A 7,669-nucleotide genomic window follows, 5' to 3' on the forward strand; every position below is an offset into this window, starting at 1 on the left:
ATGTTTACAAATTGTAACAATACATAAGTTTAGACAATAATACACATGTTTAGCCAACTCTGCATGTGCTTAACAGCAATTACACTTAATACTATGTTTGGCAATACAGATGGTATGAATTACATTGCAAAACCCGACAGTTCACGCACTGACGATAAAAACTCTGCAACTAATGAAATATCAGTAGATATTCATCTTGCTTCCACACCATTGCGCACGCCTCACGCAAGCGATAATAAATATTCAAGAGGTGTTCTAGGCGTAATTACCGGTTCAAACGACTATCCCGGAGCAGCAGTGTTAAGTACAAGCGCTGCAATACATGCAAATATTGGAATGGTTCATTATTCAGGTCCTCTTCGCGCACAAAACTTAGTATTGCAAGCATCGCCTGAGGTAGTAGCATCTGAACAATTAAACGGAAAAATAGACGCAATAACAGTTGGATGCGGCATACCAGACGAAAGCCATTGCAACGACGAAACTGCTTTATCTCAAAGAAAATACATTGCTAGCATACTTGCAAAATACTCCAACGAAAACGACAACAAAAACGAAAACGACAACGCTGAAACGCAATTAAATAACAATCTTCCGCCAATATGCGTAGATGCTGGAGCATTAGACTTACTACCAAAACAAGTTTGCGAAAAAGTAGTTCTCACACCTCATGCAGGAGAATTAAGCTCGCTTTTTACTAGATACGATTTAGAAGTAAGCGCACAACAAATATCTAGCAACCCAACACACTACGCTCAAAAAGCAGCCGATCTTACTGGAGCAACTGTGTTAGTTAAAGGCGCAACAACAGCAGTTGCTTCACCATCATCGCTGCACTCTCCTATTTATATTGCACAATACGCTCCATCTTGGCTAGCAACTGCAGGCTCAGGAGATGTGCTAGCAGGAATTCTAGGAGCATTGCTAGCACAGTACGAAAAAGATAACGAAAACGCCGACAAGAACGACAACAACAATGCAAACAACAAAAATTACGCACTTATTGCAGCGAGCGCAGCTGTAATCCACGGAATTTGCGCAGTATTTGCATCACGCAGTAGCGGAGGAAACAATTACACTCAACTAGTGCAAGACATAGTGAAATCAAAGCATGCTTTAACTTTGGAACATCCAATTGTGGCAAGCGACATTATAAATGCATTACCGCATGTTCTTGGGATTCTTATTAATATAAAGTAGCGCGCAGAATAATATCAATAGCGTGCAAAATTAACGCATGAAACAAAATACGCAAATGTAAAATAACGTATGAAACAAAATAGAAGGAGTAGAAACAAATGACTAACGCACAAAATATTGAAATCCATGACGTTATGTTTGACTATTGCAAAGTTCTACTCGAATGGAATTGCCGAAACTGTTTGCAAAAGCAATTCCCGAATTTAGTTGATACTATTTGCCCTAATGGAAGCTTTGGAAAGAACGATTTAGCCGGGTTCTATGAATTTGAGGACCGCATGGATGGCGGCGAGCTTTTGAAAGATCTTATGCCTGAATACGAACGTCGCTTTGGAAGCGAACTTGCTGAAGCTTTCCGTTGGTATTGTGCTCATTATGACCAAGTTTTGACGCGCATGATGCCTGGAATGGTTGATTTATTGCATGATCTGCGTAAAGCTGGATACGGCGTGTGGGGCTTAACGAATTGGTCTAAAGAAACTTTCCCACTTGCTTTACGTAAATTCCCAGAACTTTCTACTCTTTTACAAGGAACTATTATTTCCGGTGTTGAGCATTTGCATAAGCCAGAACCGGAAATTTTTGAACTTGCTATAAGTAGATTTGGATTGAATCCGCAAACAACTGTTTTCTTCGACGACAAACCAGCAAATATTGATGGAGCTCATAGAGTTGGCATGCATGGCTTTGTCTTTACAACTGCAGAGCAAGCGCGTAAAGATTTAGCTTCAGTAGGAGTAAATCTTTAATAATATTGCTTAAATATTTAGCTTATATTACTAAGATCATGTATGAGACTATGGTTATGTGAAACTATGGTTATGGCAACTAAAAATTAAGTTATGCCTATACCTTTTGCTAGATTCGTTAGCGGTTCATTTATGTGATTTTTGATAATTATCGTAACTTTTAGCTCACGAAAGAAGCTCGTATGACTTTGCTACAACTGAAATATATTGTAAAAATCGTTGACTGCGGTTCAATGAACGAAGCAGCACGAGCACTATATATTTCACAACCAGCATTGAGTTCTTCTGTAAAAGAGCTTGAAAAAGAACTTAACATTGAAATTTTCACTAGGTCCACTCAAGGAATTGCATTAACAGCTGATGGAGCGGAATTTTTGACGTACGCTCGACAAGTAATTGAGCAGGCAGATCTTCTTGAAGAACGATACAAAAGTACGAAGCCTCGCCCACAATTATGCAGCGTTGCAACACAACACTATATGTTTGCCGTTGAAGCATTCGTCGATATGATTCGCAGTATTCATTCTGATGAATACGAGTTTTCAATTCGCGAGACACGCACAAAAAATATTATTAAGCAAGTAAGCGATATGCGCGCAGACCTTGGAATTCTTTATCTTTCTGACTACAACAAGGATGTAATCGGCAAGCTGCTTCGTGAAAAACATTTGGAGTTCCACCCGCTTTTCCGTGCAAAATTGCATGTTTTTCTTTCTAGAAACAATCCGCTTGCAGTGCGAAAAAGCTTGAGCTTGGAAGATTTAAAACCGTACCCGTTTATTCAATACGAACAGGGAGAAGAAGGAAGTTTCTTCTTCGCAGAAGAGGCTGTTTGGCCTACTCGCCCACCGAAAAAAATCAACGTTTCTGACCGCGCTACCATTTTAAACTTTATTATTGGGTTGAATGGTTATACTGTTTGCACTGGAATAGATAACGGCGATTTAAACAATGAAAAAATCGTCACTATTCCGCTTGAATGTGATGACACTATGCTTGTTGGCTGGATTACCAACGAGCGCACGAAGCTTTCAAGAGCTTCACTCGCTTATCTTACGCAACTTAAATCTGTGCTTGTAAGACATGGCTACGCGCTTATAGATTCACAAAATTAACGCAAGTCAAAAACTACGCGCAAGCCAAAAACTACGCATAATAAAAGTTGTCCACATTTCTTTAATCGAATTGACGCTCACTTTTTCCATTCATAAAATCGCTATTAATTTGTTGCAGAGAAAAAGGAGGTGCGCGATGGGTATTATTAACGTAGCGGCAAAAATATTGGAAATTATGGGGCCAATGACAACTATGAAGCTGCAAAAGCTTGTGTATTATTCTCAAGCGCACAGCTTAGCTACAACTGGATTGTCGCTATTTCCGGAAGATTTTGAAGCTTGGACGAACGGTCCAGTTTCATTGGAATTATTTAACAGGCATCGAGGAAGATTCACAATTCGCAAAGAGGAACTACTGATTTCTCTTCCAGAAAGATGCGCAACTTTAGAATATGAGCAGGTGAAGATTATAGAGGAAGTGTGCGCAAAACTTGGAAATCTTACAGGAAATCAGCTCAGCGAAAGAACACATAAAGAAGATCCGTGGATTCGCGCGAGAATCGGCATATCTGCAAATCAAGGCAGCGAGGAAATAATTTCCAAGAAGTCAATGCGAGATTACTACATTAAGCATCCTATTGTGTAAATGCGCGAATGTCCGAAGAGCGCCAACTAGAGACCGTAACGCAGTATGCGCTCGCGCGCTTTGGCCGAGCTTGAAATCAACAGGATTTCAAGCTCTTTCAAAGCGTGATTTGGCTCAATTGTGAAGCACGGTGTGCTTCACATGCCAAATCAGCCGAACGGCTACCAATAGCCGTGAGGAATAAGCGCTCGCTTACGAAACTCGCGTTGGAAGTCCACTGGACTTCCAACTTAAGCGAGTTTCCGCTCCGAGTTGCTTTCGCGCGCTACGCTCTAAGCGCGAAAGCAGTTCGGAGCGCACACAAATAACTAAGGCGAGCACGTTGTTATTAGCAAGTGCCCGCCTTAATTATTAAAAACATTCTTATTTTATAAGTACATCTAAATCGCAGTGCCGTGCTCGTCAAGGCGCGGATTCTGCCTAGAATTACTAAAGCTAAAGAACAAGCCAAACACGCCTAATGCAAACAAAACAGAAACTACCACAACAAGCACAATAGGCTGATTAGGAAGCCACATAATCACCAAGAAAGCAAGCGCTGAAAGCAAAATCACAGCCCAGGAAAACACTCCAACAACTTTACGAACAACATTCCAAGTATCATCGCCAACCTGAGATCGCTTAACATTGCGAGCCAATCTCTCCTCCTCAGCTGTCACGTTAGACGTTGGCTTCCAAGGACCAGTTCCCCTCTCTTGAAGTCTTCTAGAGCGTTCTTGTAAATTGTATTCGTCAATCATGCCTCCGCGAGCGCGACCTTTTGTTTCATCATATTGAGAAGGAATCCCTTTGCGGCTCTGCCTTTCCTTCGCGCGACGCTCTTTGCGGTTTGCCATGATTGTTCCTTTCTACATTGAATTTTCTTATATCAAGCATTTATGACACAATACGCATTATTTTAGCACGGTCATACCTTCTTCACACGCGTCAACAATTCTTTCTATTAATAAATCGTTGAGCAGCCTACCTTTGCGTGTTGCGATAATGCGATTTTCGTGCAACACTGCCAAATCTTCCTTACACACTTCGCGTAACACTTTTTGCAAATGTGAATCATCGAACACCTTATTAGTTTCGCGCATTTTTTCGCACAATTGCGAAATATCAAGCCCTTCTTTAATGCGAAGCCCAAGCATTACCTCTTCAATAAGCGCGTCTTCAGCATTTATACACTCGTAGTTTTGCCACGGCACGTTTCCTGCGTTAATAGCATGAGCCCAATGTTTTGGGTGCAAAATATCCCATGAGCGAAGGTTATAAAACTCACTTGTATTAGCTAAAGAAGCACTATCATCCATGCTTTGTTTACTAATGTGATTTGCAGCATTGTAGTGCGAATGTGCTCCAGGACCAATTCCAGCCCAATCAATATTTCGCCAGTAGCCAAGATTATGACGAGACTCAAAACCAGGACGCGCCCAATTAGAAATCTCGTACCATTGTAATCCAGCAGAGTTAAAAAGTTCGTCTGCCAACTCGTATTTTGCGGCTTCATCATCATCATTTGGCGCTTGAATAGTGCCAGCAGCGATTTGACGGCCCATTTTTGTACGCGGCTCTACCGTTAGCGCGTATGCAGAAATATGGTTAACGCCTAGACTTAAAGCCATTTCTACCGACTTTCGCCAATCGTCTAAACTCTCCCCCGGAGCTCCATAAATCAAGTCAACGCTTGAACGCAAGCCACATGCGTTTGCTGCGTTTACACCGCGAGTTACATTTTCTGGAGTATGAGTACGGTCAAGAGTTTTAAGAACATGCGGAACAGCCGATTGCATTCCAAAAGATATTCGAGTAAATCCACCTTCTGCAAGCGTCTCAATATACTTTTCATCTGCAGTATCCGGATTTGCTTCAGTAGTTATTTCCGCTCCAGTTTTCAATCCCCACAAGTTACGTATTTCTTGCAAAATTCGCACTAAGTCGCGCGCTTTAAGAACTGTTGGAGTGCCGCCGCCGAAGAAAACAGATTGCGCTTTAGGCTCGAAAATCCCGTGATATTCCTGCCATTTTTTTACGAGTTGCATTTCACGAATCGCAACATCCGCGTACCCTTCGCGACTTGCTCCCTCTCCTAAATCGCGAGCAGTATACGTATTAAAATCGCAATAACCGCAGCGACGCAAACAAAACGGCACATGCACGTACACTTCAAAAGGCATACTTTTAGTTTGCATAGCTGATTTATTTAATTCAGCATCCAACTCTAAACTCATCCCTCGGACTTTTGTGCTGCACGAATCTTATCTTTAGTATCGCGATCGTTTGCGCTCTCGTCTGTAGCTAATGCAGCAACAAACGCTTCTTGAGGAACTTCAACATGGCCGAGCATCTTCATACGCTTCTTACCAGCCTTCTGCTTTTCGAGAAGCTTACGTTTACGCGTAATATCGCCGCCGTAGCATTTAGCGAGCACGTCTTTTCGAAGTGCGCTAATAGTTTCGCGAGCAATAATTCTAGAGCCGATTGCAGCTTGAATTGGGATCTCAAATTGCTGGCGAGGAATAAGTCCACGAAGCTTCTTAGTCATCATAACGCCGTAAGAATAAGCCTTATCGCGGTGCACAATTGCGCTAAAAGCGTCAACCTTATCTCCCTGAATAAGAATATCAACCTTCACAAGATCCGCAGACTGCTCGCCGTCTTCATGGTAGTCGAGAGAAGCGTAGCCTTTTGTGCGACTTTTAAGCTGATCGAAGAAGTCAAAAACGATTTCTGCAAGAGGAATCCTGTAATGCATCTCCACGCGGTCGGCACTAATATATTCCATTGTGCCCATTTCTCCGCGATGTTCCTGACACAAATCCATTACAGCACCAATAAATTCTTTCGGCGTAATAATATCGGCAGCAACCATTGGTTCAATAATGCGCTTAATCTTGCCTTCTGGAAACTCGCTAGGATTCGTTACATGATGCTCTTTACCATCTTCGCTAGTAACGTCATAAGTTACGTTAGGAGCAGTGGAAATAAGATCCAAGCCAAACTCTCGGCTTAAACGCTCGGAAACAATCTCCATATGAAGAAGACCCAAGAATCCGCAACGAAAACCAAAGCCCAACGCAACAGACGTTTCTGGCTCGTAAATAAGAGCAGCATCGTTGAGTTTTAGCTTGTCGAGAGCATCTCGAAGATCCGGGAATTGCGCGTTATCAATTGGGAAAAGACCTGCGTAAACCATAGGTTTAGGATCGCGATAACCATCCAAAGGCTCAGATGCAGGATTTATAGCGCTGGTAATGGTGTCGCCGACTTTAGATTGACTCACGTCTTTTGCGCCTGTAATTACATAGCCTACTTCTCCGGCTCCAAGCGCCTTAGTTGGAGTCATATCTGGGCTAATAACACCGATTTCAATAGGATCGTGCGTCATGCCGATTCCCATCATATGCAACTTTTCGCGCGACTTAAGTTCGCCATCAACCATACGAATATAGGTGACGATTCCGCGATACGAATCGTATACTGAATCAAAAATAAGAGCGCGAGCAGGAGCATCAGGATTTCCGCTTGGGGCTGGAACTTCCAGCACAATTTGATCAAGTAAGTCTTTAACACCTTCGCCGGTTTTACCAGAAACGCGCAACACGTCCTCCGGCTTGCAACCAATTAAACCAGCTATTTCTTCAGCATGCTTATCTGGTTCAGCGCTAGGCAAATCGATTTTGTTAAGAACAGGAATAATCGTTAAATTATGGTCGATTGCCATATAAAGATTAGAAAGCGTTTGCGCTTCAATTCCTTGGGTTGCATCTACCAACAGCACCGCACCTTCGCATGCTGCCAGCGCGCGCGAAACTTCGTAAGTAAAATCGACGTGTCCAGGAGTATCAATCATTCCAAGCGAATACTCTTTGCCTTCAAAAGTCCAAGGAACGCGAACAGCCTGCGATTTAATAGTAATACCGCGCTCTTGCTCAATATCCATGCGATCCAAGAAACGGTCTCGCATTTCACGCTCTGGCACGATTCCTGAAAGTTGTAAAATGCGATCTGCTACAGCGGACTTGCCATGATCT

The 7,669-nt window shown here is 42.5% G+C and carries 7 protein-coding genes; 4 read left to right on the plus strand and 3 right to left on the minus strand.

Annotated features, from left to right (window positions below; genetic code table 11):
* Positions 1-63: 63 nt before the first annotated feature.
* The 4 genes from A5294_RS02090 (at position 64) to A5294_RS02105 (ending at position 3,650) form a co-directional block, all read left to right on the plus strand.
* The gene (locus tag A5294_RS02090) at positions 64-1,200 is read left to right on the plus strand and encodes an ADP/ATP-dependent (S)-NAD(P)H-hydrate dehydratase (RefSeq protein ID WP_082851864.1); all 1,137 of its coding nucleotides are present in this window, start codon (positions 64-66) and stop codon (positions 1,198-1,200) included.
* Between the two features lie 98 nt (positions 1,201-1,298).
* Positions 1,299-1,949: an HAD family phosphatase gene (locus A5294_RS02095; RefSeq protein WP_004119121.1), complete on the plus strand. Its 651-nt coding sequence runs from the start codon at positions 1,299-1,301 to the stop codon at positions 1,947-1,949.
* A 182-nt stretch (positions 1,950-2,131) separates the two neighbouring features.
* A complete protein-coding gene (locus tag A5294_RS02100) occupies positions 2,132-3,064 on the plus strand; it encodes a LysR family transcriptional regulator (protein ID WP_004106527.1) in 933 nt (310 codons plus the stop codon).
* Between the two features lie 136 nt (positions 3,065-3,200).
* The gene (locus A5294_RS02105) at positions 3,201-3,650 is read left to right on the plus strand and encodes a Panacea domain-containing protein (protein ID WP_064340324.1); all 450 of its coding nucleotides are present in this window, start codon (positions 3,201-3,203) and stop codon (positions 3,648-3,650) included.
* Positions 3,651-4,030: 380 nt separating this feature from the next.
* Here the strand turns inward: A5294_RS02105 and A5294_RS02110 are convergent, their stop codons facing one another.
* The 3 genes from A5294_RS02110 to lepA form a co-directional block, all read right to left on the minus strand.
* A complete protein-coding gene (locus A5294_RS02110) occupies positions 4,031-4,486 on the minus strand; it encodes a hypothetical protein (protein WP_004106523.1) in 456 nt (151 codons plus the stop codon).
* A 57-nt stretch (positions 4,487-4,543) separates the two neighbouring features.
* Positions 4,544-5,866 carry a radical SAM family heme chaperone HemW gene (hemW, locus tag A5294_RS02115; protein ID WP_004119123.1) on the minus strand — a complete coding sequence of 441 codons (1,323 nt, stop codon included), beginning with the start codon at positions 5,864-5,866 and terminating at the stop codon, positions 4,544-4,546.
* Positions 5,863-7,669 (minus strand): translation elongation factor 4 (gene lepA, locus A5294_RS02120; protein WP_064340325.1); only part of this gene is annotated, 1,807 nt, incomplete at its 5' end. The genes hemW and lepA, both read right to left, overlap by 4 nt.

It is taken from the genome of Gardnerella sp. 30-4 (assembly GCF_001641215.1).
GTDB classification, from domain to species: Bacteria; Actinomycetota; Actinomycetes; order Actinomycetales; family Bifidobacteriaceae; genus Bifidobacterium; species Bifidobacterium leopoldii.